At 52.4% G+C, this 23,785-nt stretch carries 22 protein-coding genes, 1 tRNA gene and 1 pseudogene; 13 read left to right on the top strand and 11 right to left on the bottom strand.

Annotated features, from left to right (window positions below; all coding sequences use genetic code 11):
• The 9 genes and pseudogenes from ACFQ0F_RS08365 (at position 1) to ACFQ0F_RS08325 (ending at position 7,671) form a co-directional block, all read left to right on the top strand.
• Positions 1-279, top strand: a complete 279-nt coding sequence (locus tag ACFQ0F_RS08365) for a hypothetical protein (protein WP_379071081.1) — start codon at positions 1-3, stop codon at positions 277-279.
• A complete protein-coding gene (locus tag ACFQ0F_RS08360; protein ID WP_379071078.1) occupies positions 279-1,292 on the top strand; it encodes a zonular occludens toxin domain-containing protein in 1,014 nt (337 codons plus the stop codon). The genes ACFQ0F_RS08365 and ACFQ0F_RS08360 overlap by 1 nt, the downstream gene beginning before the upstream one ends.
• Positions 1,289-2,527, top strand: a complete 1,239-nt coding sequence (locus ACFQ0F_RS08355; RefSeq protein WP_379071075.1) for a type II secretion system protein GspD — start codon at positions 1,289-1,291, stop codon at positions 2,525-2,527. Before ACFQ0F_RS08360 ends, ACFQ0F_RS08355 begins: the two co-directional genes overlap by 4 nt.
• Positions 2,527-3,537, top strand: a complete 1,011-nt coding sequence (locus ACFQ0F_RS08350; RefSeq protein ID WP_379071072.1) for a phage integrase — start codon at positions 2,527-2,529, stop codon at positions 3,535-3,537. The genes ACFQ0F_RS08355 and ACFQ0F_RS08350 overlap by 1 nt, the downstream gene beginning before the upstream one ends.
• 58 nt (positions 3,538-3,595) lie before the next feature.
• On the top strand, positions 3,596-4,579 hold the full coding sequence (locus ACFQ0F_RS08345; RefSeq protein WP_379071068.1) for a DUF6602 domain-containing protein: 984 nt from the start codon (positions 3,596-3,598) through the stop codon (positions 4,577-4,579).
• 297 nt (positions 4,580-4,876) lie between these two features.
• On the top strand, positions 4,877-5,512 hold the full coding sequence (locus tag ACFQ0F_RS08340) for a hypothetical protein (RefSeq protein WP_379071065.1): 636 nt from the start codon (positions 4,877-4,879) through the stop codon (positions 5,510-5,512).
• A pseudogene (locus tag ACFQ0F_RS08335) lies at positions 5,509-5,697 on the top strand (helix-turn-helix domain-containing protein); the annotation flags it as partial. The gene ACFQ0F_RS08340 and the pseudogene ACFQ0F_RS08335, both read left to right, overlap by 4 nt.
• A gap of 69 nt (positions 5,698-5,766) precedes the next feature.
• Complete coding sequence (locus ACFQ0F_RS08330; RefSeq protein WP_379072154.1) at positions 5,767-6,714, top strand: ImmA/IrrE family metallo-endopeptidase; 948 nt, start codon at positions 5,767-5,769, stop codon at positions 6,712-6,714.
• Positions 6,715-7,062: 348 nt separating this feature from the next.
• Positions 7,063-7,671, top strand: a complete 609-nt coding sequence (locus ACFQ0F_RS08325) for a hypothetical protein (protein ID WP_379071062.1) — start codon at positions 7,063-7,065, stop codon at positions 7,669-7,671.
• Positions 7,672-7,789: 118 nt separating this feature from the next.
• On the opposite strand, the gene ACFQ0F_RS08320 is transcribed toward ACFQ0F_RS08325, so the two are convergent.
• The 6 genes from ACFQ0F_RS08320 to ACFQ0F_RS08295 form a co-directional block, all read right to left on the bottom strand.
• Positions 7,790-7,866 (bottom strand) — tRNA-Ile (locus tag ACFQ0F_RS08320).
• Positions 7,867-7,926: 60 nt separating this feature from the next.
• A complete protein-coding gene (locus tag ACFQ0F_RS08315; RefSeq protein WP_379071059.1) occupies positions 7,927-9,384 on the bottom strand; it encodes an SDR family NAD(P)-dependent oxidoreductase in 1,458 nt (485 codons plus the stop codon).
• Between the two features lie 96 nt (positions 9,385-9,480).
• The gene (locus ACFQ0F_RS08310) at positions 9,481-10,230 is read right to left on the bottom strand and encodes an SDR family NAD(P)-dependent oxidoreductase (protein WP_379071056.1); all 750 of its coding nucleotides are present in this window, start codon (positions 10,228-10,230) and stop codon (positions 9,481-9,483) included.
• Positions 10,227-11,618, bottom strand: coding sequence for a DASH family cryptochrome (locus tag ACFQ0F_RS08305; protein WP_379071053.1), 1,392 nt, complete (start codon positions 11,616-11,618; stop codon positions 10,227-10,229). Before ACFQ0F_RS08305 ends, ACFQ0F_RS08310 begins: the two co-directional genes overlap by 4 nt.
• A 35-nt stretch (positions 11,619-11,653) precedes the next feature.
• Positions 11,654-12,658, bottom strand: a complete 1,005-nt coding sequence (locus ACFQ0F_RS08300; RefSeq protein ID WP_379071050.1) for an NAD(P)/FAD-dependent oxidoreductase — start codon at positions 12,656-12,658, stop codon at positions 11,654-11,656.
• A 74-nt stretch (positions 12,659-12,732) separates the two neighbouring features.
• Positions 12,733-13,338 carry a TetR/AcrR family transcriptional regulator gene (locus ACFQ0F_RS08295; protein ID WP_379071047.1) on the bottom strand — a complete coding sequence of 202 codons (606 nt, stop codon included), beginning with the start codon at positions 13,336-13,338 and terminating at the stop codon, positions 12,733-12,735.
• Between the two features lie 73 nt (positions 13,339-13,411).
• On the opposite strand from ACFQ0F_RS08295, the gene ACFQ0F_RS08290 reads away from it, so the two are divergent.
• Together ACFQ0F_RS08290 and ACFQ0F_RS08285 are read left to right on the top strand one after the other, a co-directional pair.
• The gene (locus ACFQ0F_RS08290) at positions 13,412-15,430 is read left to right on the top strand and encodes an oxidoreductase (RefSeq protein ID WP_379071044.1); all 2,019 of its coding nucleotides are present in this window, start codon (positions 13,412-13,414) and stop codon (positions 15,428-15,430) included.
• Between the two features lie 118 nt (positions 15,431-15,548).
• Complete coding sequence (locus ACFQ0F_RS08285) at positions 15,549-16,376, top strand: SDR family NAD(P)-dependent oxidoreductase (RefSeq protein WP_379071040.1); 828 nt, start codon at positions 15,549-15,551, stop codon at positions 16,374-16,376.
• A 112-nt stretch (positions 16,377-16,488) separates the two neighbouring features.
• Here the strand turns inward: ACFQ0F_RS08285 and rpoD are convergent, their stop codons facing one another.
• From rpoD to rpsU, 4 genes are all read right to left on the bottom strand, one after another.
• Positions 16,489-18,417, bottom strand: a complete 1,929-nt coding sequence (gene rpoD / locus ACFQ0F_RS08280) for an RNA polymerase sigma factor RpoD (RefSeq protein WP_340675629.1) — start codon at positions 18,415-18,417, stop codon at positions 16,489-16,491.
• A 143-nt stretch (positions 18,418-18,560) separates the two neighbouring features.
• Positions 18,561-20,651, bottom strand: a complete 2,091-nt coding sequence (gene dnaG, locus ACFQ0F_RS08275) for a DNA primase (RefSeq protein WP_379071037.1) — start codon at positions 20,649-20,651, stop codon at positions 18,561-18,563.
• A gap of 119 nt (positions 20,652-20,770) precedes the next feature.
• Entirely contained in the window at positions 20,771-21,220 is a 450-nt protein-coding gene (locus ACFQ0F_RS08270; RefSeq protein WP_340675391.1) for a GatB/YqeY domain-containing protein, read from the bottom strand.
• Positions 21,221-21,337: 117 nt separating this feature from the next.
• Positions 21,338-21,553 carry a 30S ribosomal protein S21 gene (gene rpsU / locus ACFQ0F_RS08265; protein WP_340675392.1) on the bottom strand — a complete coding sequence of 72 codons (216 nt, stop codon included), beginning with the start codon at positions 21,551-21,553 and terminating at the stop codon, positions 21,338-21,340.
• Positions 21,554-21,688: 135 nt separating this feature from the next.
• Between rpsU and tsaD the strand changes: the two genes are divergently transcribed.
• Positions 21,689-22,708, top strand: coding sequence for a tRNA (adenosine(37)-N6)-threonylcarbamoyltransferase complex transferase subunit TsaD (tsaD, locus tag ACFQ0F_RS08260; protein WP_340675393.1), 1,020 nt, complete (start codon positions 21,689-21,691; stop codon positions 22,706-22,708).
• Between the two features lie 26 nt (positions 22,709-22,734).
• Here tsaD and plsY read toward each other — a convergent pair whose 3' ends face one another.
• Positions 22,735-23,334, bottom strand: coding sequence for a glycerol-3-phosphate 1-O-acyltransferase PlsY (plsY, locus tag ACFQ0F_RS08255; RefSeq protein WP_379071033.1), 600 nt, complete (start codon positions 23,332-23,334; stop codon positions 22,735-22,737).
• Positions 23,335-23,402: 68 nt separating this feature from the next.
• On the opposite strand from plsY, the gene folB reads away from it, so the two are divergent.
• Positions 23,403-23,765 (top strand): dihydroneopterin aldolase, encoded by a 363-nt coding sequence (gene folB, locus ACFQ0F_RS08250; RefSeq protein ID WP_340675395.1) that lies wholly within the window; start codon positions 23,403-23,405, stop codon positions 23,763-23,765.
• Positions 23,766-23,785 lie beyond the last annotated feature (20 nt).

Genomic DNA, 23,785 nt, shown 5'->3' with positions numbered 1-23,785 from the left:
ATGTATGCCATTCTGTTTTCAGCTTTTAACTCTGCACTTGCTTGGGTCTTCCGTGCTGTCCTAGTTAAGTTCGTTGTTGCTTATACGTTGTTCCACTTCATACGGCTTGTTGTTGAGGTTGTTGCCTCGCTTGGGCCATCTGCATCGGCTCTTGAAAGTGCGTTCGCTGCTATTCCACCTGGCGTCTGGTGGTTCTTGGATGCCTTCCAGATTGGCTTTGGTTTAACTGTGTGTCTCTCTGCCTATAGCGCAGCCTTCATTATTAGAAGGCTTTCGTAATGCCTATTAATGCATATACAGGTTTGATGGGCTCAGGCAAAAGCTACGAGGTGGTTTCTTCGGTAATCCTTGATGCACTTTCTCAAGGTCGCCGCATAGTGTCGAATATTGACGGATTAAATTATGAAAAAATTGTTGATTACTTAATTTCTAAGCGTGGACTTGAAGAGGAAAAAATCGGTACTGTTGTTTTGGTTAGCAATGAGCAAGTTAAGTCGCCTAATTTCTTTTGTCATGGCACTGAAGTTGAAACTATTGTTCAAGCAGGGGATCTTGTTTGCATCGATGAGGCTTGGCGTTTTTGGGGCGCAGGTGAGGCCATTCCGGATCCACACTTTATTTTCTTTCGTGAACATCGGCACTATGCCCACCCCGAGACAAACGTTTGCTGTGACCTAGTTCTAATGGTTCAAGACATTAGTGACTTAAACCGAAAACTAAAAGCTGTCGTTGAGTTGTCCTTCCGCACCAAGAAGCATAAGGCTTTGGGCCTTTCAAAGTATTACGTTGTTCAGGTTTTTGAAGGATATCGGCTTAACGCTAAAACCCAAGTTAATATGCTTCAGAAAAAATACGACCCTACGATTTTTCCTCTGTATTCCAGTTATGCGGGTGGCAAGGGCAAGGAAGTAACAATTGATAAGCGACAGAATTTGCTCCTATCAAAAGGCTTTCTGATACCTGCCTTCCTAGTTGTAGCATTAGCTGCCTTTGGCATACCAAAAGTTTGGCAGTTTTTCCACCCCAAGCCGACACCACCAAAAAGTAATGTCAGCACTAGCCGACCTCACCTAGCGCCAAGTGTTAACGCATCATCGGACACGACTGTTTCAACTTCGACAACTCTACGAATTGTTGGTTACTACTTACGTTCCGATGGTGAATACATTGTTATTTATATGGATGGCCCATACACACGATCAGCGAAGGCTCGTGCTTTTATCATGGATGGCTATAACACTACCGGCTTCATTAATGGGCAGCCGGTTGCTTTCTTTGGTGGCACTCAATGAGACTATTTCTCATAGTTTTGCTCTCCCTTGCTTCAACGCAACTTTTCGCGGCGATGCCTAAGCTTGTTTTTGATCAAGTTCCTATCGCTGATTTAATACGCATTTATTACAGTGATATAGAGAAAAAGAGCTTCTTAATTGACGACTCAGCTTTGGCAATTAACAAGCGACTCAGCCTGACTTTTCAGGGTTCAAAACCATCTGAATACTCAAGAATGATGAAGCATGCTTTACGCATTTCAGGTCTTGAGTTGATCAGCATGGAAGATCTGGATGTTATTGTTTCAAAGCCTGTAGCCACTTCAACGGCTATTCAGCACTTCTATGCATACAAGCCAAAGCATCGAGAAGTTTCTCAGCTAATAGACCAAATGCGTTCATCATTTCCGGAAGGCCAATTCACAACACAGCGCACGATAAGCGGGTCGGCATCCCTTGAGCCAGGTCAGCAACTCTCGGATCAAGGTGCTACAGCAAACATCAGCCGACGCGCTGACATTTTGACCTTTCGTGGCTCGGATCAAAACATTAAAGACCTGCAACTATTACTAGGCACGCTAGATGTTGCTGAGCGCCAAGCTAATGTCCAGTTGCTCGTCTACGAGTTCCAAAGTGGTAGCCAAGACTCAAGCGCACTTAAAGTTGTTGCTGACCTTCTAGGTGGCCGGTTAGGGCTTACGGCGGGACTGTCTCATCAGGGCGATGCTTCTATGCAATTAAGCGTTTCTGGTCTTAGCGTTGTTGCTGACGTACTTAAGACGGATGAACGTTTTAAAGTTGTAAGCCGACCATTTCTAAGCGTTAAAAATGGATCTGCTGCACGTTTTCAATCTGGTAGTGATGTACCGGTATTAGGTTCAATTACTACGGATAAAAATGGCAATCCGCTACAGTCCATTGAGTATCGCAGTTCCGGTGTTATTCTCGATGTGACTCCAAACATCCATGAAAAAGATGTTGAGCTTTCTGTCAGGCAGCAACTAAGCGATTTCAGTCAGACTCAAATTGGTGTCAACAGTAGCCCAACTTTGAACAAGCGTGAGTTGAGCACTACGCTTGTGACTAAATTCGGAGAGGTGGTCGTACTTGGTGGCCTAAAATCAGAGCGTGAGTCTGACAGCAAGCGTTGGTTTCCTTTCTTCAATCTCTTTCCTCTGAGCAAGTCTAAGGAGTCACGTTCTACTGAATTGGTCGTTCTTCTTCAGCTTCAGCCTGTAGTTCCGGAGCAAGGCTGATGAGCATAACCAAAACCCCAAGTGGCCGTTGGCTTGTAGATATTCAGCCAGGCGGCAGAGGTCACAAACGGTTTCGTAAGACTGTCGATACTAAAGCTGAAGCTTTACGTTTTGAGCTTCACGTTTCAGCGCAAGTGCAATCGGGTCAACCTTGGCAACCAACAGCTAAGGATCGTCGGCGTCTAAGTGATCTTGTTAAGCGGTGGCACGACGTACATGGTCGCAATCTCAAAGATTCTGAGAACCGAAGGCGACACTTGGACAATATTGTTTTGTCCCTCGGCAACCCCATTGCCGTTCAATTTACTTCAAAGCAATTTGCGGATTATCGCGCCTCTCGGCTCGATGATGGCGTAAGCGCGAACACGATTAACCATGACCATTCATACCTACGTGCTGTTTTTAATGAATTGATTAGATTGGGTGATTGGCAGTCTCCAAATCCTTTGCTATCCGTTCGCAGGCTTAAAACTGTTGATACTGAGCTTTCATATCTCACTCACTACGACATTCGCCGCTTGCTTGACCAACTAAAACAAGGCCCAAACGACAGTGCCTATATCATTGCGCGAGTTTGTTTGGCTACCGGTGCTCGGTGGAGTGAAGCTGAGCTACTTTGTCGTGAAGACGTTCTGCCAGGCAAGCTTCGCTATTTAGGCAAGAATGGCCGCTATCGCTACATCCCGATTTCGGCTGATATTGAAAATGATCTTGTTGGCCGCGCAGATTCAGGGCGACTCTTTGTTCCTTCTTATAACGCATTCCGTTATGCGCTTAAGCGTTCTGGCATTGATCTTCCCGATGGTCAAATGACGCATGTTTTGCGTCATACCTTCGCTAGTCACTTTATGCAAAATGGCGGCAGCATTCTTACACTTCAGCGTATTTTGGATCATTCAAGCCTAGCCATGACCATTCGCTATGCTCACATGGCGCCGGATCACCTTTTGCAAGCACTCGATCTGAATCCACTGGCTGTGCAGCTGTCTGCCGGAGACAATGTTTTGTGAGATTTGCTTAATTGATTTAAGCTATTGATATTCCAACTTATTACTTGGTGCATAGCTCATGTCTACTGCTTATCATGATGTACATGATTTTATTAGGGCGATGTCTGACACTATAAAAGATGAGTATGACCGAATTCAGCGAAGAGCACTTGATGACCCTGGAACTGCAGGAGATGAAGGCGAGGAGAACTGGAGGTCTCTTTTGGAGGGATGGTTGCCGAAGGGCTATACGGTTGTGACAAAAGGTAGAATATTGGGCTTTGATGGTGAAAGTAGCCCTCAAATGGATGTAATTGTTTTGCGGCCCTCATATCCACAAATTCTTATAAAAAAGAAGCATTATCTAATTGGCGGTGTTGCGGCAGCCTTCGAGTGTAAGTTAACTCTTAATGCTGCTCATGTAACAGAAGCCGTTAAAACGGGAGCTAAGTTGAGGCGTTTAATTAGGCCTCGCTTTGGCACGCCATATTTCGATTTAACTAGTCCTTTATTGTATGGGATTTTATCCCATGCTCACTCTTGGAACGCAGCTTCTTCAACTCCCTATGAGAATATTAGAAGTGCTCTTGATGCTGCCGATGCAACGTATGTTGAGCATCCTAGGGAGATGATTGATTTTATTTGTGTGGCAAATCTTGGAGGATTTGCTTCGGGCCGATCTGCCAAAGTCTCTGTGCCATGTGTGGCTACGGGAGCCGATGGGCAAAGCTGGCCGTCCATATCGGAGGTCCCTCAAACAGCTACCTCGTACAACGAGATGCGAACACATGATGACAAGTACAATGCTATTGGTATGTTATTGGTTAGATTGACCCATAAACTTGCTTATGAGGATCCTTCGCTTCGCGAGCTTTCAATGGATCTTTCCCATATTGGGTTTCCTGGGCAAGGGCTTGCTTTCGATGGTCGCCAAAGGGTGTGGCCTGAAAGTGTGATTTCTAACTATTCGCGAGAAAATTTGCCGCAGAAGTATCAAGACTGCACGCTTATTGTTGGTGAACATAAACATCCATGGAACCAGTGGAAGGCAATTTACTATTAAGTATTAAACTGAATGGCGTTCATGCACGGCTCCAGATTATCTTTAACAGACTCTTGAGCTGAATCTACTCGTGACACTTGCATTACACTAGCGACCCCCTGCCTCCGTTAAACCAATCGCGTAGCGATAATTCACGCACCTATGCTCTGAGTAGGCACTCGCGCAGACGCTGCCAACACTGCTACACGTCCCTAGATGAGTAAAATGAACACCTTCTAAATTTAAGTGTCACATCCATTGTGGCGACAACTTTTATGGTGTAAATTCGTATTCACGACATCTGCTGGTGATTCGATCATGAAGAGCAAAGAAGCTATCGGAAAAATCTTGACGGACTCTATCCCTAGAGAGTTTATCCTCAATTTTGAAAGGCATTACCCCGCCGCGCTCGAGAAAGCGCAGCAAATAGGCGACACGGTAGCTGAAGGGCACCGTAACTCGGTTGTCGGTCATCACCGACACTTTGCTTTGAATGAAGCCGTTGTGCATGCGTTCGATGACACGGGCATTACGCATAATCCTCTGCGCGGCAATGGCATTGTATTTGGCCGAGTTAATGTTGCGACTCTGGGGCGAGTACACATGAATTATGGTAAGTGGGATAATTCGAGGCGTAGTAAGTCCAAGATTAAGCTGTGTCTTCCGAACAAAAAAATAGCAGCAATAGTCCAGTATGATTTTTGGAGTCCTGTGGATACTCCGATAGCAGAGATAACAGCATTTTTGGTTACGCAAGGAAGTGGCACTGCCATGAGTCCTGCAACAGCCTACATAGTTGTCCCTGACGACACTATGGATTTGCGAAATCCAATATTCTTAGAGCCACTCAGTGTTTTTATTCAGCGTTATCAGCAACTCGAATCTGTTGTTGATAGTGCGGTTCCTAGGCTGAAGGCTGGTGTCAAAATAATGGAGCACTCGGATAAATCATGAGTCGTTCAATTGGAAACTTCATCCCAGCAAGACTGGATCAGGCACTGGCGGCACGCGGCTTCTCTGCTGTCGAGTTATCTGCCAGAGCTGGAGTTACGGCTACTACGATTAGTCGCTGGAGAAATGGGGCTCAACTTCCAAGCGGTGATGTGTTGTGTCGTTTGGCTGAGGAGCTGAGAGTCAGTCCTGAGTGGCTCACTCGTCCTATTTTTGAGGCTGTCTCCAAACCGTACTTTCGAGGAAGTATTGCGCCTATGAAAGCAGAGCGCTCTATTTTACGTGCACGAGTAGAGTGGCTTGATGAGATATCCCAGCAGCTTGAACAGTATGTGGATTATCCACAGGTCAATCTGCCATCAGTGCCTTACGAAAAGCTAAGTGATATTACTAATGCAGATATTGAAGATGCCGCCGAACGGTGCCGTACACAATGGGGCTTAAAGAATGGCCCTGTAGCAGATGTTTTGCTGCTATTAGAAAGTGCAGGTGTGCTTGTTGCCAGAGAGGAGACAGGGACTCCGCGAATCGAAGGTTTATCTGCATGGAGTGCTACTGGGCGACCATTGGTGCTGTTGTGTGCTGATAAAGGCAATGCATATCGTAGCCGTTTTGATGCTGCGCATGAGCTTGGCCATCTTGTTTTGCATAAGCATATTGAAGCGCCAGTTGACCCTGCTGCGCACAAGCTCATGGAGCAACAAGCGCATCGCTTCGCCGGTGCTTTTTTATTGCCAAGTCGCGGCTTTGCGGCTGAGGTGTCATCACCTGTCTCATTACAAGGCTTGCTCTTTCTAAAGAGGAGATGGGGTGTCTCTGTTGCGGCAATGATTATGCGGCTTGTTGCTTTAGGTATTATTGGCGATGCTGACTACCTAAGATTGATCAAGCTTAGGTCTGCAAAGTGGGGCAATAAGCAGGAGCCTAATGATGAAGACCGAGAGCCGGAGACGCCACGGCTACTGCGTCGTACTGTTGAGCTTCTTGAGCAGGAAGGGGTTGTGAGAGCTGATGCATTACCCTCATTGACTGGGTTGTCCGCGCGTGATGTGGAGGGCTTGCTTGGACTGCCATTTGGGTCACTTAGCCTTCCGAAGGCAAGTGTGTTGGAGCTTTCTCTAAAACCTAAGATAAGTGCTAGTACAGATGGCGAGCCATCTCCTCGCGGTGACAATATCTTAAAGTTCAGCTCACCCCATAAGTGATAGAAGAGACGCTTGTTTTACAAGACACCTTGCGTCCGAGCTTGAGTAAGATCTGATGGGTCTCTCTGGCATGCTGTAATGCATGGGGGGTTGCCTTTTTTTGCTCATAAAGGCAACTTAGCAATCGCCCTTGCGGGTAGATAGATCCGTTTGGCGTGCCGTAAGTTATTGATAGGCAATAAAAAACCCGCTATATGCGGGTTCTTTACAATTCTCTTCGTCTGTCCTCGGGGGGAGGCTTTCGCCCGCAAGTCCCGTGGCTAGTTAAGTTAGCTTAAGGTAACAAAGCAGATGGTGTCAACGGTAAGTGAAATTGAGGCAGTTAGGCAGGCGCTTTCGACTGCTCGTATGAGTACCTACGAAAGAGAGGCTAAATGGTCGTTGCCTGCTGATCCGTCTGCATTGCACCTGTATGCATGGAATGCCCAGATGTCAGCAGCACTTTTATTACCTCTTCACATCTGTGAGGTTGTTATCCGCAACGCAGTATCTGATGTTTTGGTCGCTACCTACGGAGCGAATTGGCCGTGGGAAGTGACATTTGAGCGAAGCTTGCCGGCTGCGGCAAAGGGATATTGTCAGGTCAAAGACCTTCAGATGGCACGTAAAGGTGTGACCACTGTCGGCAAAGTTATTCCTGAACTCAAGTTCATCTTCTGGCAAAAAATGTTTACTAGCCGTCATGATGTTCGTCTTTGGGATGTACATTTGCGAAGTGTCATGCTCAATGCCCCATTGGCTGATCCTATCCGCACTATTCGAAAGTCAGCTTATGACAGCTTGGAGCAGATACGACTGTTGAGGAATCGCATTGCGCATCACGAGCCGATTTTCTCAAGAAATCTTGCTGATGACATTGAGATGATAAATAAGCTTGTGATGCTGAGATCGCGTGATGTCGCTAACTGGATGAAACATTATGAGCAGGCTACGTTCCTTCTGGCAAATAAGCCATGACTATTCACAACACGTCAAAGAGTAAAAAAACATTTGATGCGGTTGACACTTCGTTGGCAGGTGCAGAGGTTTAGTATCTACTTTGATGGCTACTTGCCACTCAAGCGATTGATTTAATTGGTGGGCCCGGTCGGACTTGAACCGACGACCAAAGGATTATGAGTCCTCTGCTCTAACCAACTGAGCTACAGGCCCGCACGAGTGGCTTGACGCCGAAATGCAGGCGCGCAGTGTAGCAAGCACGATGCCGCTCGACTAGACAGAAATCTGTTCTTCATACCAAGAAATTAATGCTTGCACGTCGGTTTCGCTGCTGGCGGTGTTGGGCAGTAGTGCGCCGGGGCGGCGGGCGCGATCAAACCAAAACTCACCGCTGTGTTGGCCTTGTGCAAACACGGGATGGCTGGCGAGCCAGACGGCGGTGTCGCTGCCTTGGCGCGCGTTGCGTAGCCATTTGCCCATGCGCTGATTGAAGTCGGGCAGGGCGCTGGCCACGCCAGGCGTTGCGGCCCAGCCGGGATGCATGGTGTGCAGGCCTAGGCCACGATGTTGCGTGGCCCAGTACTGGCTAACATCGAGCAAAGCGCGTTTGGCTCGGGCATAGGCTTGGGGGCCGTTAAAGGGCTCATTGGCGAAGGCCATGTCATCGAGCCGAATGCCTTGTGTGTAGAGCCCACCGGAGACGACTTGAATGATGCGGCCGCCACGTGCGGCGAGCATTGGCGCGAGAGCTTGAGTGAGCAGCGCGGGCGCGACGAAATTCACCGCCATGGTGCGCTCTAGGCCATCGCTAGTAAGCGCTTGTGAATCGAATAGCGCGCCGGCGTTATTGATCCAGACATCTAATGGCCGCTCAAGCGCCAATAGCTGCTGGCTGAGCGCGCGCGTGCTGGCGATGTTGGAGAGCTCAGCCTCAATGCATTGAATGTCGATGGCGTGGCTGGCCCACGGGCGTATGCTTTCCGCTGCTTGCGCTAAGCGCTCAGCTCCGCGGCCGATCAACACTAAGTCGGCTCCCAATCGCGCCAACTGTTGCGCGCAAGCCAGCCCTAAACCGGATGTCACACCGCTAATGCCAACGCGTCGGCCATCGAGGTAGCGCGAGAGGCCACGCGAGGGCATCTTGCGATAGCCGCGGCGGGTGTAGTTGATCATGCCGGGTAAGACTAAGCGCTCGGCTAGTCGTGCTAGGGCGCCGGGCTGCGAGGGCCCGTCATTTTCTAGCGCGCCTTTGAGGCCGTTCATCGCGGCATCGCTAAGGCGGCTGCCCCACCAATTCAACACGGGCATGAGTAAGCTCGGGACATCTGCAGTGGTGATGTCGGCGCGATAATCTAGCGTGCATTCGTTCGCGCTAGTGGCGCTCAGCGCGAGCGTATCGACAGCAGTAAAGCCATCGCCAATGCCGGTGAGCACTAGGCGTGCCTGACCTTGCTCTGATGGTGGCTCGCAAATGTCGAGTGTGTAGCGCATGGGCACAGAGCGGCCCATGACATTGAGTTGCAACGCGAAGGACGGCTTGCTCAGCCCAGAGCGAGATACTGAATCGCCGTGGGTGCTTTCGAGCTCCTGTGTTGAGCTCGTGGCCTCGCGCTCAGCGCTAAATACGCCCGGGTCCCATTGCTCGATATTGTCGAAATCGCGTAGGTAGCGAAAGACTTCCACCAAGGAGCGTTTCAGTGGCAATACGCGGTGCAAATTCAGTGTGGTCATTGAAGACTCCGGTGGCGCGAAAGCGTCCATGCTACCGGCAAATAGCGGTGCATGGGCTAATGTGTGCTGAGTTTAGCGTTGAATCACTCGCCTATATTAGCCGCGTGGTAGCGGATGAATTAGTGCTTGGCCACCATCGATATTAATATTTTGGCCGGTGATCCAGCTCGCCTCATCGCTCAGTAAAAACGCCATCAGCCCGGCAATATCAGGGCCGCGGCCGATGCGCTGCATAGGGTTAGGTTTGCTATTGCGCGCGATGGCTTCGTCGCTGTCGGTCAGGCGTCCTGCCAGTGGCGACACGACTAGGGCCGGGTGCACGCAATTGACGCGTATGCCTTTGTCGGCATAAGTCGCCGCGGTGCTCAGCGCGAGCCCGGCGACGGCAGCCTTGGCGCTACCGATGGCTTCATGATTAGGAAAGCCGGCATGTGCCACCAATGAGCCGACCAAAACAGCCGCCGAGGGCTCGCGATGTTTGCGCGCGCCATCGACAAAGGCTTTTAGGCAGTAGGCCGCCGAGTAAAAATTATGCTTCATCACGGCCTCAAAATCGGCCTCGCGCGTGAGGTGCAACGGCTTAATAAACGTCGAGCCTACGCAATGGGCAAAGCCAGTGATGGGCCCCATGGCAGCTTCGGCGCTAACGCGTAAGTCGGCGGCCACGCCCGGCTCAGCCACATCGCCAGCGGCAATATGGCAGGGCGTATCGAGTCGATCGGCCAGCGTTTGTAGGCGCTCGGCATCGCGACCGGTTAGTACTAAACGATGGCCTTTTGCCGCTAAGCTTTCGGCGAGGGCCGAGCCGACTGTGCCGGCAGCGCCGGTAATCCATGTGGTATTCATCGCATGTGCTCCTGATCGGAATGATGTCGTTCGGATAACCAATAGCGCTGATAAGCGCCATCGGGGTCATACATAGCGGCTTGGCGTGATGGGCTGAAGCGACGATCGCTGCGCGGATCGGTACCGGCGCCAGCGAGGTAGAGCCAGTTGCCTTGGTTGCTGGCGACATCGAAATCGATGAGCTGATGCTCAAACCACGCTGCACCCAAGCGCCAGTCTAGCGCTAAGTCGTGAATCAAATAACTGGCGACATTTTGCCGCATGCGATTGCCCATATAGCCGCTGGCGGCGAGTTCGCGCATGGCGGCATCGACCCAGTCGCAACCAGTATTACCTTGGCACCAAGCAGCAAAAGCAGCAGGGTTATGACGTGCTTTTGCGCTGCTGTGCGAGAGCTGATTTTGGATGCCACTCCGGCTGAAGCAGCGCCGGCCATAGCGCCACATCAGTAGCTGAAAATACTCGCGCCAGAGCAGCTCAAACCAGAGCCAATAGCTACCGTCATTGGCGCCTAAGCGCGCCTCATAGGCCAGTCGTTGTACTTCAATTTCGCGCACCGAGAGACTGCCCACAGCCAGCCACGGCGACCATTTGCTCGAATAATCGCTGCCTAACAAGCCGTTGCGCGTGGTTTTGTAATCGGCCACGAGACCGCTGCTGAAATAGCGCGCCAGATGCGCCAGTCCAGCGGTCTCGCTGCCCTGCCAGGCAGGCTCGGTATAAGGCAATGCGCTACGGGTGGCGGTTGAACACTGCTGTGCCGATGCGCTGTGTGAATGCAATAAAGCCGCAACCTGTTCGCGTGCCTGAGCATAAAAATCTGCGGGCAACTCAGCGGATGGTGGCAGTGCCGTTGGTGCAGCCAGCGGAGCCACACTTGGCCATTGTGCGGTCTCAATGAGTTTGCGAAAACGCGTGAATGGCACTGGAAATGGCTCAAGCGCAAACGGCAAATCATCGGGGTCAAACAGACCGCCGCCGTGCACAGCCTGCACTGTTACGCCGCTTGCCTGCAACTTCGCAATGGCCTCGCGTTCTTCCCAGTCGGGATGGGCATGCACAAAAATCGGTGCTTCACCTAAGGCTCGGCTGATATCGCCGAGCGCTTGCACCGGCTCGGCGAGCACAATCATCAGCTCATTGCCCAAGGCACGAAGCGAGGTATCAAGCGCGCCTAATGCTTGGCCAAGATATGCAAGGCGATGCACACCAATACGTGGCACACCCGCTGGCCCCAGCGCCAGCCAATGCGGTGGCAGACAATAGACCGCAAGTAATCGCTCAGCGCGGCTGGCGAGTCGTAATGGTGCATGATCATGCAGGCGTAAATCGTGGCGAAACCAGACAATGGCCTGTGCGTTATCTTTAAGTGGCAGCGATGGGTTCATGATGGCCTTAGGCTGTCAACGGCTGTCAACGGCTGTCAACGGCAGTCAACGGCAGTCAACGGCAGTTCGGCGCAGATGGCGTCGGCTGCCGCCAAGCCGCTGTGCATGGCATCGATAGCAGTTGCGCCCAAGCAGGCATCGCCGGCATAAAACAGGCCATGCTCGCCACGCAAATATGCCTTACCGGCAGCAGCACTGACATAGCCATAACGCCAGCGATGAGCCTCTAAAGATTCTGTGTTGGCGGGCAATTTGAGTGCTTCAGCGGCAGCGTGCATCAGTGCTAGAGCTACGCTTTCGCTACTCTCTTCTAGATGCGCCGCGCTCCATGCTGCCGTAGCATGCAACGTAAAACGGGGTGCGCCGCCACCTTGAGGGCGCAGGTCTTCACGGATGCACAGAGCAATGCCACTGGCCTGCAAGTCATCGCGAATGAAAACGCCGGCTGCAAGTGCTGGCGAGGCTTTTGGCGCCCAGCGCACACTCCAGCAGGGCGCATGGTGCATCGTTTGTAGCTGCTGACACAGGCGATACTGGCTGGGTAGCTTCGATAGTAATGCCAATGCTTGTACTGGTGGGCAGGTCATCAGTACTCGATCAAATGGCCCAAGCCAACCCAGCTGCTCGCTAAATTTCAGCCACCAATTATTGCCGTCGTGCTTGAGCTCGCACAGTGTGTGTTCAAAGTGGCAGGTAAGGCCTTCTGTCCACAGCTGTGCGAGGCTATTGATGCTGTCGCTAGGCACAAACGCAGGCTGTTTTTCACCATGGATGGCGCTGACATGAAGTGTGCTCAGTCCATGGCTCAGGGCGTGTTGCAGGCGCGGATCGCTGGGAGTGGGAGCCTGTGTTGGCATGGATAAAAACGGTGCACCATGATTAAAGCTGCCCCAGTCACTGCGGTGCGAAGCCAGTCGGCCACCGGCGCGGCGGGCTTTATCGAAGACTGTGCAGAGCAGGCCTTGATGCTGAGCTTCGCTGGCGGCTATTAAGCCGCTGGCGCCGGCACCGATGATGGCGAGGCGGAGAACGTTGTGCATGTCGGCAGTCTCATCGCTAAATCAAGACGCTTACCCTGCCTGTATTGCTATTATTTTTGTATTACACACAAGGTCTACGCCGAGCTTTTGTCTAAGGCTTGATGAATCAATGCCATCGCCGTTTTTGCGATGTCCTCGATAGTCTCTGCGGTAAATGCCAGGCCATCGTTATACATACGGCAGAGGCCATGAAGCGTGGCCCAAGCAACCTGCACGACACGTAGGGCGCTGACGCTGGCGGGTAGTTCACCGCGATCTTGCATGCTCTGAACATGCTGCGTAATGATACGCACATGTGCCCTAGCAGCAGTTCGAAATGACTCTGCATTGGGGTCACGCCAGAGCAGGCTGCCGAAAATTAAGTCATACAGCGCGGCCTCGCGACGAGCAAAGCCGACGTAACCCAGAGCAAAACTTTCCGCGCTAGCATCGCTCGTGATGGCCGCCTGCATGACCACCACAAACTCCGCCATCGCAGCCTCACCTAGGCTTGTGAGTAAGGCGTGCTTGCTGCGGAAGTGGTGATAAAGCGCTGGTGTCGAAACGCCAAGCTCATCAGCCAATTGTCGTAAGCTCAAAGCCTGCACGCCCTCGGCTCGAATGCGAGCAAGACCCGCTGTAATTATGCTATGACGCAGGTCACCATGATGATAGCTAGGCTTGCTTGGCGCTCTTGACATTGCCGTAAATCCTCGTATCTTAACGGTGTTAACTTTAGCGCGCTAACGTCGTTTTGACGAGGACTTAATTACAATGACTGCTTTTAATCACATGCTGGCCCCGCTCGATCTAGGCTTCACCACGCTTCGCAACCGCATCGTCATGGGCTCCATGCACACTGGCTTAGAAGATCGCTTCTGGAATTACGGCAAGCTTGCGGCCTATTTTGCTGAGCGCGCCAAGGGCGGTACGGCATTGATGATTACCGGTGGTATCGCAATGAATCGCCAAGGTTGGTTGCTGCCTGCAGCCGGCACCATGAATAGTTACGGCGATATTATGAATCATCGCCGAGTGACGTCAGCGGTACATGAGCACGGTGGCAAAATTCTTATGCAAATGCTGCACGCCGGTCGTTATGGCTATCACCCATTTCAGGTGTCGTCGTCGGCGGTGAAGTCGGCCATCAACCCGTTTAAACCAAAGGCAATGACCGAAAAGGTTATTCTGTCGACCATCAAAGACTACGCTCACTCTGCTCGTTTGGCACAAATGGCCGGTTACGACGGCGTGGAGATCATGGGTTCAGAAGGTTATTTGCTGAACCAGTTCATCTGTTCACGAGTGAACCAGCGTACCGATCAATGGGGTGGCTCGGTAGAAAATCGCATGCGCTTACCGGTAGAAATTGTTAAGGCCGTGCGTGCAAAAGTTGGCCCGAACTTCATTATTTGCTATCGCATGTCGCTGATCGATTTAGTGCCCGGTGGTAATACCTGGGATGAGATCGTGACCATCTGCAAAGCCCTTGAGGCCGCAGGCATAACTATTCTCAATACCGGTATTGGCTGGCATGAAGCGCGTGTCCCGACCATCGCCACGCAAGTGCCACGTGCGGCTTTCCGTAGCGTTACTGCGCGCATCAAAAAAGAGCTGAAGGTGCCGGTGATGGCATCGAACCGCATCAATACGCCTGAGGTTTGCGAAGACATCGTTGAAAGCGGCGATGCCGATTTGATTTCGATGGCACGTCCACTTTTGGCCGACCCAGACTTCGTTAATAAAGCAGCGGCAGGCAAGCCAGAAGCTATCAATACATGTATCGCCTGCAACCAGGGTTGCTTGGATCTGACCTTCTCAAACAAGCGTGCTACTTGCTTGGTAAACCCACGTGCGGGTTACGAAACTGAATTGGTCTATGTGAAGTCGACGAGGCCGAAAAAAGTCGCCGTCGTTGGCGGTGGCATGGCTGGCCTAACCGCCGCCACAGTAGCTGCCGATCGTGGTCATGACGTCACACTGTTTGAATCAGCAGCAGATATTGGTGGCCAATTTAATATGGCCGCCGCCGTGCCTGGCAAAGAAGAGTTCCAAGAAACCATTCGTTTCTATCGCTATGAAGTAGAACGTAGCGGCGTGAAAGTGAAGCTCAACACCAGCGTTAGCCATGAGGATTTAGCAAGCTTTGATGACATCGTCATTGCTACCGGCGTCAAACCACGCATTCCACGCTTTCCTGGCATTGACCATCCGAAAGTGTTGGACTACGCCCAAGTTCTGCGCGGCGAAGTTAATGTTGGCCAACGCGTGGCAGTGATTGGCTCCGGTGGTATTGGTGTCGACACCTGCGCCTACCTTCTCGAAGAGCACAATCAGTCGGTCGAACATTGGGCGAAGTATTGGGGCATCGATTTTGATGTCACCGAGAATGGCCTAACGGCACCTGAGCGTCGTTTTGCTTCGCGTGAAATCACCATGTTGCAACGTAAGCCTGGCGTGAAAAAAATGGGTGCAGGCCCAGGTAAAACCACGGGCTGGGCGCACAAATTATTACTTGGTCAATTTGGTGTGAAAATGCTCGCCGAAGTTGAATATGTAAAGGTCGATGACCTTGGTTTGCATATTCGTGTGGATGGTGAGGAGCGTATCCTCGATGTCGATCATGTAATTTTGTGCGCGGGCCAAGAGTCAGTGACAGATATGCTGCCGCGCGATGCTGAAGGCAAAATTACCGACAGCCGTTACCACGTAATTGGTGGTGCCAAGCTGGCTGGTGAGCTTGATGCGCGTCGTGCCATTCGTGAAGGTGCTGAATTAGCTGCGGCACTATAAGGTTGGTTTAAGGCTCGTCGCGCTTAGGGTAAGTGCGGCGGGTTTTAAAATTCATTGACATGGCGCGTTGTCACTTATATCGTGCCATCGTTCACTGTCACCGTATTAGGGTTTCCTTATGAAAGATTTCAAGAATAAAGTGGCTGCCATCACCGGTGCTGGTTCTGGCATGGGTCGTTCGCTTGCTGTGTTGTTGGCCGCACGCGGCTGTCACGTAGCACTTAGCGACATCAATGAAAAAGGCTTGGCTGAAACAGTCAAACTGCTCGATGGCACTGGCGTTAAAGTCACCTCGCAGAAGCTCGATGTTGCCGATAAAGACGCCGTTTTTGCTTGGGCCGATAAAGTTGCCGGCGACCATGGCAAAGTAAATTTGATCTTCAACAACGCTGGCGTTGCTCTCGGCTCAGTAGTTGACGGTGGTGGTTACGATGATTTTGAATGGATCATGAACATCAACTTTTGGGGAGTGGTGCATGGCACCAAGGCATTCTTGCCTTACCTAAAGGATGCTGGTGATGGCCATATCATTAACACCAGCAGCTTGTTTGGCTTGATTGCTGTGCCTTCGCAGAGCGCCTATAACGCCTCGAAATTTGCTGTGCGTGGCTTCACTGAAGCTTTGCGCGAAGAATTGGATTTGCAAAAAGTTGGTGTGAGCGCGACCAGCGTTCATCCCGGTGGCATTAAAACCAATATCGCCAAAGCGGCGCGTATGGATCAGTCAATCAGCAAGATTGGTATGGATGCGAGCAGCACCGCCAAGTTTGAAAAACTATTCCGTACCACTGCCGATGAAGCCGCTGCACAAATGCTTCGTGCCGTGGAAAAAAATCAGCGCCGCTTACTTATTGGTGCCGATGCCAAGGTTTTAGATTTGGTCGTGCGCATCTTCCCATCGGGCTATCAAAAGCTGATTGCGATGGGTTCGAGCCGCATGAAGTAAAATGCGCGAGACATAAAAAAACCGGCTTTAAAGGCCGGTTTTTTTATGTCCAAGAACATTGAGCTGTTAAAGGCGGCGCTCTGCAAACTCACAGAGCGCCGCGTTTGCCAGATTACTCAGTGTCGAGGAATGAACGCAGGTGTTCGGAGCGAGTTGGATGGCGCAGCTTACGCAGCGCTTTCGCTTCAATCTGACGAATACGCTCACGCGTGACATCAAACTGTTTGCCCACTTCTTCCAAGGTATGGTCGGTATTCATATCGATACCGAAGCGCATACGCAGCACTTTCGCTTCGCGTGGCGTGAGGTTTTCTAAAACTTCACGCGTTGCTTCACGAAGGCCTTCCGAGGTCGCAGCATCGATAGGCGAGGTCACCAAAGTGTCCTCAATGAAGTCACCTAAATGGCTGTCTTCATCATCACCAATCGGCGTCTCCATGGAGATCGGCTCTTTCGCGATCTTCAGGACTTTGCGCACTTTGTCTTCAGGCATTTCTAAGCGTTCGCCGAGTTCTTCAGGCGTTGGTTCGCGACCCATTTCTTGCAGCATCTGACGCGACACGCGGTTGAGCTTGTTGATGGTCTCAATCATGTGCACGGGGATACGAATGGTGCGCGCTTGGTCAGCAATCGAACGGGTGATGGCCTGACGAATCCACCATGTCGCATAGGTCGAAAACTTAAAGCCACGACGGTATTCAAACTTGTCGACGGCTTTCATCAAGCCGATATTGCCTTCTTGGATCAAGTCCAAGAACTGCAGGCCACGGTTGGTGTATTTCTTCGCAATCGAAATAACCAAACGCAGGTTGGCCTCGACCATTTCCTTTTTGGCGCGACGTGCTTTCGCTTCGCCAACGCTCATGCGGCGGCTGATCGCTTTTATTTCGGCGATGCTTAAGCCGCCATGATTGTCACTAACTTCAAGCAGGCGTTCTTGCGCACGAATAATATATTCGCGTTGTGTTTCAAGAGCTTTAGCAATCGATTTGCGTTTGCTGACAACACCATCTAGCCACGTCAGGTCAATTTCATTGCCGGGGAAGTCGGCGAGGAAATGGCTGCGATCCATGCGAGCGCGACGTACGCAGGAAATCATGATCACGCGTTCTTGCGCACGAATGATGCTGATGTTGGAGCGAATATGCTCAGCGATGCCGTCATACACGCGTGGCGTTAATTTGAACATCATGAACTGGTTAGCCAGTTCTTCGACGTTGGTCTGCCACACTTTCGATTCGCGACCTTGGCGCTCTTCGGAGCTGTCCGTTTTCTTTAGCTGCTTGCGTAGTGCATCCACGCGCGCTGCCAGCTTTTCCATGTCGATGCCGCCATCATTTTCATCGGCAGTATCGTCATCAGTAGTGCTTTCTTCTTCCTCTTCGCTATCGTCTGCTTTGGCGTCTTTTGAGCCTTTTGCATCCTTAGCGTCTTTCGCCTCTTTGGCTTTCTTGGCGGCCAAAGCGGCTAGGGCCGCGTTGTGATCAACTTCTTTAGGTGCGCTAGCGCCATCATCATCAGGGTCTAAAAAGCCAGAGATAACGTCATTAATGCGGCGCTCGCCAGCATCGATTGCATCAAACTCATCGACTAGTAATTCCACCGCACGTGGCCAATAAGCCATGGCGTGCAGAACGTCGCGGATGCCTTCTTCGATGCGTTTGGCGATAGCAATTTCGCCTTCGCGGGTGAGCAGCTCGACCGTGCCCATTTCGCGCATATACATACGCACGGGGTCGGTGGTGCGGCCGGGCTCGTTCTCCACCGAGGCCAAAACGGCAGCGGCTTCTTCGGCGGCGAGGTCATCGTCGCTGGCTTCTGGCGTTTCCTCACGCATGAGGTCGTCAGCGGCAGGCGCGCGCTCGTGCACCGGGATGCCCAAGTCATTGAGCATCTGAATGATGTCTTCGATTTGCTCGCTTTCAGTGACCGATTCAGGAAGGTGATCGTTCACCTCGCCATAGGTCAGATAGCCTTGATCTTTGCCGCGCTTGATGAGCTCGGCGAGCAGGGAGTTACGCTTTGCCTTATCCAACGGCATATCGTCTGGTCCATCTGCGTCTTGCTGAGATGGATCTGGCGTGTTCGGCTTTTTGGTGCTCATGTGGCCCCTCGCGCAACGGCTGCAAAATAAGAGCGGGATTATAAGCCGAGAAGGGGGTGTTTGTCAGCTCACAAGCGTACTCAGCTACTCGGTGCTTGCGGCAATTGACGCATCCAGTCAGCGAACTCACGCTTTGCCAGCGTTAAAGCCAGTAGGTTTTCCATATTTGGCGATTTTTGCAGTGTGTTATCGGCATGAGCAATGCGCTGTTCGAGTAATCGGCTGTGTAAGCGATGGCTCAGCGCTTCAGCTTCCAATGTGCTGTCGGCGTCGGGTAAAAGGCTTTCAGCAGCTGCGATGGAGGCTAATGCTTCACCTTCGGGTCGGCCATGCCAGCTTCCTAGTAACGCCGCTAAGGAGCGTTCTGGCGCTTCTCGTAGAGCCTGGGCTAATGTGCAAAGCAGCTCGGTTTCGGGGTCGTTGAGGCTGCCGAGCATGGCTTCGGGCCAGAGTTGCGCATGGCTTGGCTCGCGCAGCAACAGGCGAATGGCCTGCGCCGACAATGAGCGTAGCCCAGGTCGTGCCGGCGCTTGCGGGCGCAGCTTGCGTGCTGCTTGTTGGGTGAATGGGCGCTTGCTCGGCGTAAAGCTCGATGGTCGCTCATCACTCTGGTTCGATGAGCTTGCTAGGCTGGCGTAATAAGCCTCGTCAATGGAGCTGCGCTCGTCATCGTCTGCGGCCCAGTGTGTGTCATAGGCGGCATCATGCGAGCTGTCATGTTGGGGCTGATGATTCTGCTCATAATTACTCTGCGCATGACGATGTGACTGCTGCGTGCTCGCTGTCTGTTGAGCAGTCTGCGCCACGGCCTCAGCGGCAGCTTTCGCTGCCTGCTCACGCGCCACAGTCTGTGCCTCATGCTTTTCTAACATTTGCGCGAGCTGCTTTTCCAGCACGGCCACGCTGAGCTGAGTGATCTCGCTTAGGCGCTGCAATAGCAAGGTGCGAAACAGCGACTCCGGCATAGTCATCAGCAATGGCAGCGCCACGGTCGCGAGCTGTGTGCGGCCTTCGATCGACGCTAGGTTTAGCGATTCACTTAAATGCTTAAATAATTGGTCGGCCAGCGGCACGGAATCGGCATCGATGCGCGCACGAAACATCGCCGCGCCTTCTTTGCGCACAAGGCTATCGGGGTCTTCGCCATCGGGCAGAAAAAGAAACTTCGCACCAACGCCATCGCGCAGAGCGGGCAGGGCATTCTCTAGGGCGCGCCAAGCAGCGCGGCGGCCAGCGCTGTCACCATCGAAGCAAAAAACGACTTCGGGCACGACGCGAAATAGGCGTTCGACATGCGTGGTGCTAGTGGCTGTGCCAAGCGTTGCCACGGCCTCATGGATGCCGGCTTGCGCGAGCGCGACCACATCCATATAGCCTTCGACCACGAGTAGGCGTGTGAGCTTGCCGGACTGGCGTGCCTCATAAAGCCCATACAGTTCTTGGCCTTTGTGGAACACCGGTGACTCAGGCGAGTTCAAATATTTGGGCTTGTCGTCGTTGAGTACGCGACCACCAAAGGCGATGACGCGACCACGAAAATCACGGATGGGGAAAATTACCCGATCGCGCATCGCGTCATAGTGAGATTGGCGCTGCGGGTTGAAAATAGCCAAACCCGAGGCTAGCAAGAGATCGCGCATGGCCGTGTCTTGGCCAAGACTTTGCAGCATGTTATCCCAGCCTGGCGGCGCGTATCCAATGCGAAACTGCTTGGCGATTGCGCCGCTAACACCACGATTTTTTAGATAGCCAACGGCGCGCTGCTTCTGCGTGGCGCTACGAAGTTGCTGCTCAAAAAATACGGCGGCGCGCTCAAGAGCATCGAATAAGGGCTGCTGTGTTGGCTTGTGTGCCGCGGCGGCATCGCGTGTTTCAGGTAGTGTTAAACCGGCGGCACCAGCGAGTTGGCGCAGGCCATCAATGAAGTCGAGACGGTCGTGCTCTATCAGAAAGCTCAGTGCGTTACCGGTGGCACCACAGCCGAAGCAGTAATAAAACTGCTTCTCGCGATTGACCGTAAACGAGGGCGATTTTTCTTGATGGAAAGGGCAGCAGGCCGAGTAATTTTTGCCCGCACGCTTGAGCTTGACGCGTGCGTCAATCAGATCGACGACATCGGTGCGCAAAAGCACTTCATCGATAAATGATTGCGGAATACGACCAGCGGACATGCGGGCTAATGCTCAAGCAGAAACGGGGAGTTGAGTGTGCGACAGCAAGCTTTGCAGCGCAATCGTCAGTCAATTGAGCAGGAGCTTTTTTGGCTGACGATCTCTAGGCTGGTGCTTTCTTAAATTGAAAGGCGCGCTTTAACTTGCTGCGACAGTGCACCGACATCGGCACGACCAGCGACCATGGGGCGCAATAAATTCATCACTTTACCCATGTCTTTCGGGCTAGTGGCACCAGCTTCAGCAATGGCAGCGGAAATCAGCGAGAGTAGTTCCTCTTCGCTTAATGGCGCTGGCAAAAACTCTTGCAGAATGGCTATCTCAGTATTTTCACGCTCGGCCAACTCTTGGCGATCACCAGCAATAAAAGCGGCGGCGGATTCGCGGCGCTGCTTCACTAGTTTTTCCATGACGCCTAAGGAGCGGGCATCATCGAGCTCAATGCGCTCATCGACTTCAATTTGTTTAAACGCGGCGAGTGCGGTGCGGATCACCAGCAGGCGATCTTTTTGCTGGGCGCGCATGGCGTCTTTCATGGCATCTGTTAGACGAACTTTTAGTGCAGGCATGACAAAGCTAGCTCATACAGCGAGTGAATGCTGAAGCGATAGAAATAAAGCAGATGTGACCAACGCAGCTATGCGGTACGCGAGCGCAAAAGAATCTGCTCGCGTAACCAGCATGGCTTAGTACAAGCGTTTAACTTTTACGGCTTCGCGCTGTACTTTTTTGGCGTGACGCTTAACAGCGGCAGCGGCTTTGCGCTTGCGCTCTTGCGTGGGCTTCTCGTAGAAGTCACGTTTGCGAACATCGGCTAACACACCAGCTTTTTCGCATGAACGCTTGAAGCGACGCAGTGCGACGTCAAACGGTTCGCCTTCTTTTACTTTAACGTTGGGCATGAATTGCTCACCTGTTACAAATTACGGAACGCCATCGGGGGCGTGGGGCGCGGATTTTAGCCAGATTCATCTGGAATGGCAAACACCCTGTGTAGAGCGCTACACTTCGCGCCATGAAAAATGGAGAGAAATGGCATGCGCGTGCTAGGTATTGAGACCTCGTGTGATGAAACTGGCGTCGCTATTTATGACGATGCGCCGGGGGCTGGGCTATTGGCGCATCGCCTGCATAGCCAAATTGAGATGCATAAAGACTATGGCGGCGTGGTGCCCGAGCTGGCCTCGCGCGACCATATTCGCCGCCTCGTGCCCTTAGTGCGCGGCATGATGGCCGATGCCGACATCAGTGCCGATAGCATCGATGGTATCGCCTACACATCGGGCCCTGGGCTTGCTGGCGCGCTGTTAACAGGTGCGCTAATGGCACGCTCGCTGGCCTACGCCTGGGGCGTGCCTGCCGTCGGCGTGCATCATATGGAAGGGCATTTGCTAGCGCCTTTGCTAGAGGCTGAGCCGCCTGAGTTTCCTTTTGTCGCCCTATTGGTTTCTGGCGGCCATACCCAGCTCATGAAAGTTGAAGGTATTGGCCGTTACGAGCTGCTCGGCGAATCCATCGACGATGCTGCCGGCGAGGCCTTCGATAAAGTCGCCAAAATGCTCGGGCTGGACTATCCCGGCGGGCCATCGGTGGCGCGTCTAGCCTTAACTGGCCGTGATGATGCCTTTAAATTTCCACGCCCAATGCTCGACCGCCCAGGTTTGGACTTCTCGTTTAGTGGCTTAAAAACCGCTGTGCTCACCGCGCGCAATCAATCAGAGGATTCGCCAACTAAAGTTGCCGATATTTGTGCAAGTTTTGAGGCGGCAGCGGTCGATACCTTAATTCGCAAATGCTTACGCGCATTAAAGCAGACTGGCTTGAAGCGCTTGGTACTAGCGGGTGGTGTCAGTGCAAATAAGCGCCTGCGCCATGACTTAGCGCTGGCCTTGAAACCTATAGGTGGCCAAGCGTTTTATCCTGCTCCAGCTTTTTGCACTGATAACGGCGCAATGATCGCCTTTGCTGGCGCGCAGCGTTTGCGTGCGGGTGAGCGTCAAGACCTAACGGTTAATGTGCGTGCGCGATGGCCAATGACTGAGCTGGCAGCCATCTAAGGTCTATTCAAGATAAGCCGCCGCCGCTATTTAAAGCGGCGTTCAGTGCCCTCGATTAGCGCCTTCATATTGGCTTTGTGGCGCGCCAATAGCAGCAAGCTCATGCCGACCACGCCGAGCATGGCTTCGGGCAGCAAAAACTGAGTAAGGATGGGTGCGGCAATAAAGCCAACGATGGCGCCAAGCGAGGAGTAGCGTGTTAGCGCAAATGCCGTAATCCAAAGCGCGATCACGGTGCCGCCAATAATTGGCGATAGTGCGAGTAAAACGCCGAGCGCAGTCGCCACACCTTTGCCACCTTCGAAGCGAAAAAAGATCGGGTATAAATGACCCATAAAGGCGGCGAAGCCAATGGCACTAACCAGCATCACATCGAGCCCGTAATAGCGCGCTGCAAGGACTGGCAATACGCCTTTTAGCATGTCGCCGAGCAAAGTTAGGATCGCGGCTTTTTTGCCGCCGAGGCGTAGCACATTGGTAGTGCCAGGGTTGCGTGAGCCATCGGTGCGCGGGTCGGGCAAGCCCATAATACGACAAACAATGATCGCGGCCGAAACAGAGCCGGCGAGATAGGCTAGAATCAGCGCCGCAATCGCAACAAAGTCGGCAATAGATTCAGGGCTCATAGTCGCTCCAACTTGGGGTATGTGGCTCGCATCTTAGCAAAAAAATCAGGCGCGAAACGGGGCAACACGTGGACATTGTATACATTCGAGATTTCAAAATTGAGACGGTCATTGGCATGTTTCAATGGGAGCGCCGCATCCAGCAGACGCTGAGTTTGGACTTGGAGATGGCTTGGGACATTCGCCCAGCTGCGGCTACCGACACGATTGCCGAGGCACTGGATTATCGAGCAGTGTCGGAGCGACTGAAGTCGCATGTGGAGCAGGCGCATTATCAGCTGGTTGAAACCTTGGCTGAATCGATTTGGCAGATTTTACGCGAGGAGTTTTCGGTGCCGTGGTGCCGCCTGCGTGTGAGCAAGCCAGGTGCGGTACGTGGTGCGAAAGATGTTGGTGTGCTGATAGAGCGTGGTGTGAAGCCAGCTCAGTAGGTCCGGGCGTTTGTTACTTA

The organism is Paraperlucidibaca wandonensis (assembly GCF_042677145.1).
GTDB classification, from domain to species: Bacteria; Pseudomonadota; Gammaproteobacteria; order Pseudomonadales; family Moraxellaceae; genus Perlucidibaca; species Perlucidibaca wandonensis.
Note: the sequence above shows the minus strand (reverse complement) of the source record. Positions and strands in the feature narration are given on the sequence as shown.

Bases quoted from the DNA above. Each gene is read 5' to 3' on its own strand.
- ACFQ0F_RS08350 (WP_379071072.1), top strand. From the start codon at position 2,527: ATGAGCATAACCAAAACCCCAAGTGGCCGTTGGCTTGTAGATATTCAG.
- ACFQ0F_RS08310 (WP_379071056.1), bottom strand. From the start codon at position 10,230: ATGAATACCACATGGATTACCGGCGCTGCCGGCACAGTCGGCTCGGCC.
- ACFQ0F_RS08315 (WP_379071059.1), bottom strand. From the start codon at position 9,384: ATGACCACACTGAATTTGCACCGCGTATTGCCACTGAAACGCTCCTTG.
- rpoD (WP_340675629.1), bottom strand. From the start codon at position 18,417: ATGCCGTTGGATAAGGCAAAGCGTAACTCCCTGCTCGCCGAGCTCATC.
- ACFQ0F_RS08345 (WP_379071068.1), top strand. From the start codon at position 3,596: ATGTCTACTGCTTATCATGATGTACATGATTTTATTAGGGCGATGTCT.
- ACFQ0F_RS08365 (WP_379071081.1), top strand. From the start codon at position 1: ATGTATGCCATTCTGTTTTCAGCTTTTAACTCTGCACTTGCTTGGGTC.
- rpsU (WP_340675392.1), bottom strand. From the start codon at position 21,553: ATGCCCAACGTTAAAGTAAAAGAAGGCGAACCGTTTGACGTCGCACTG.
- ACFQ0F_RS08295 (WP_379071047.1), bottom strand. From the start codon at position 13,338: ATGTCAAGAGCGCCAAGCAAGCCTAGCTATCATCATGGTGACCTGCGT.
- dnaG (WP_379071037.1), bottom strand. From the start codon at position 20,651: ATGTCCGCTGGTCGTATTCCGCAATCATTTATCGATGAAGTGCTTTTG.
- ACFQ0F_RS08325 (WP_379071062.1), top strand. From the start codon at position 7,063: ATGAGTACCTACGAAAGAGAGGCTAAATGGTCGTTGCCTGCTGATCCG.
- tsaD (WP_340675393.1), top strand. From the start codon at position 21,689: ATGCGCGTGCTAGGTATTGAGACCTCGTGTGATGAAACTGGCGTCGCT.
- ACFQ0F_RS08305 (WP_379071053.1), bottom strand. From the start codon at position 11,618: ATGAACCCATCGCTGCCACTTAAAGATAACGCACAGGCCATTGTCTGG.
- plsY (WP_379071033.1), bottom strand. From the start codon at position 23,334: ATGAGCCCTGAATCTATTGCCGACTTTGTTGCGATTGCGGCGCTGATT.
- ACFQ0F_RS08285 (WP_379071040.1), top strand. From the start codon at position 15,549: ATGAAAGATTTCAAGAATAAAGTGGCTGCCATCACCGGTGCTGGTTCT.
- ACFQ0F_RS08340 (WP_379071065.1), top strand. From the start codon at position 4,877: ATGAAGAGCAAAGAAGCTATCGGAAAAATCTTGACGGACTCTATCCCT.
- ACFQ0F_RS08330 (WP_379072154.1), top strand. From the start codon at position 5,767: ATGAAAGCAGAGCGCTCTATTTTACGTGCACGAGTAGAGTGGCTTGAT.
- ACFQ0F_RS08360 (WP_379071078.1), top strand. From the start codon at position 279: ATGCCTATTAATGCATATACAGGTTTGATGGGCTCAGGCAAAAGCTAC.
- ACFQ0F_RS08290 (WP_379071044.1), top strand. From the start codon at position 13,412: ATGACTGCTTTTAATCACATGCTGGCCCCGCTCGATCTAGGCTTCACC.
- ACFQ0F_RS08300 (WP_379071050.1), bottom strand. From the start codon at position 12,658: ATGCACAACGTTCTCCGCCTCGCCATCATCGGTGCCGGCGCCAGCGGC.
- ACFQ0F_RS08355 (WP_379071075.1), top strand. From the start codon at position 1,289: ATGAGACTATTTCTCATAGTTTTGCTCTCCCTTGCTTCAACGCAACTT.
- ACFQ0F_RS08270 (WP_340675391.1), bottom strand. From the start codon at position 21,220: ATGCCTGCACTAAAAGTTCGTCTAACAGATGCCATGAAAGACGCCATG.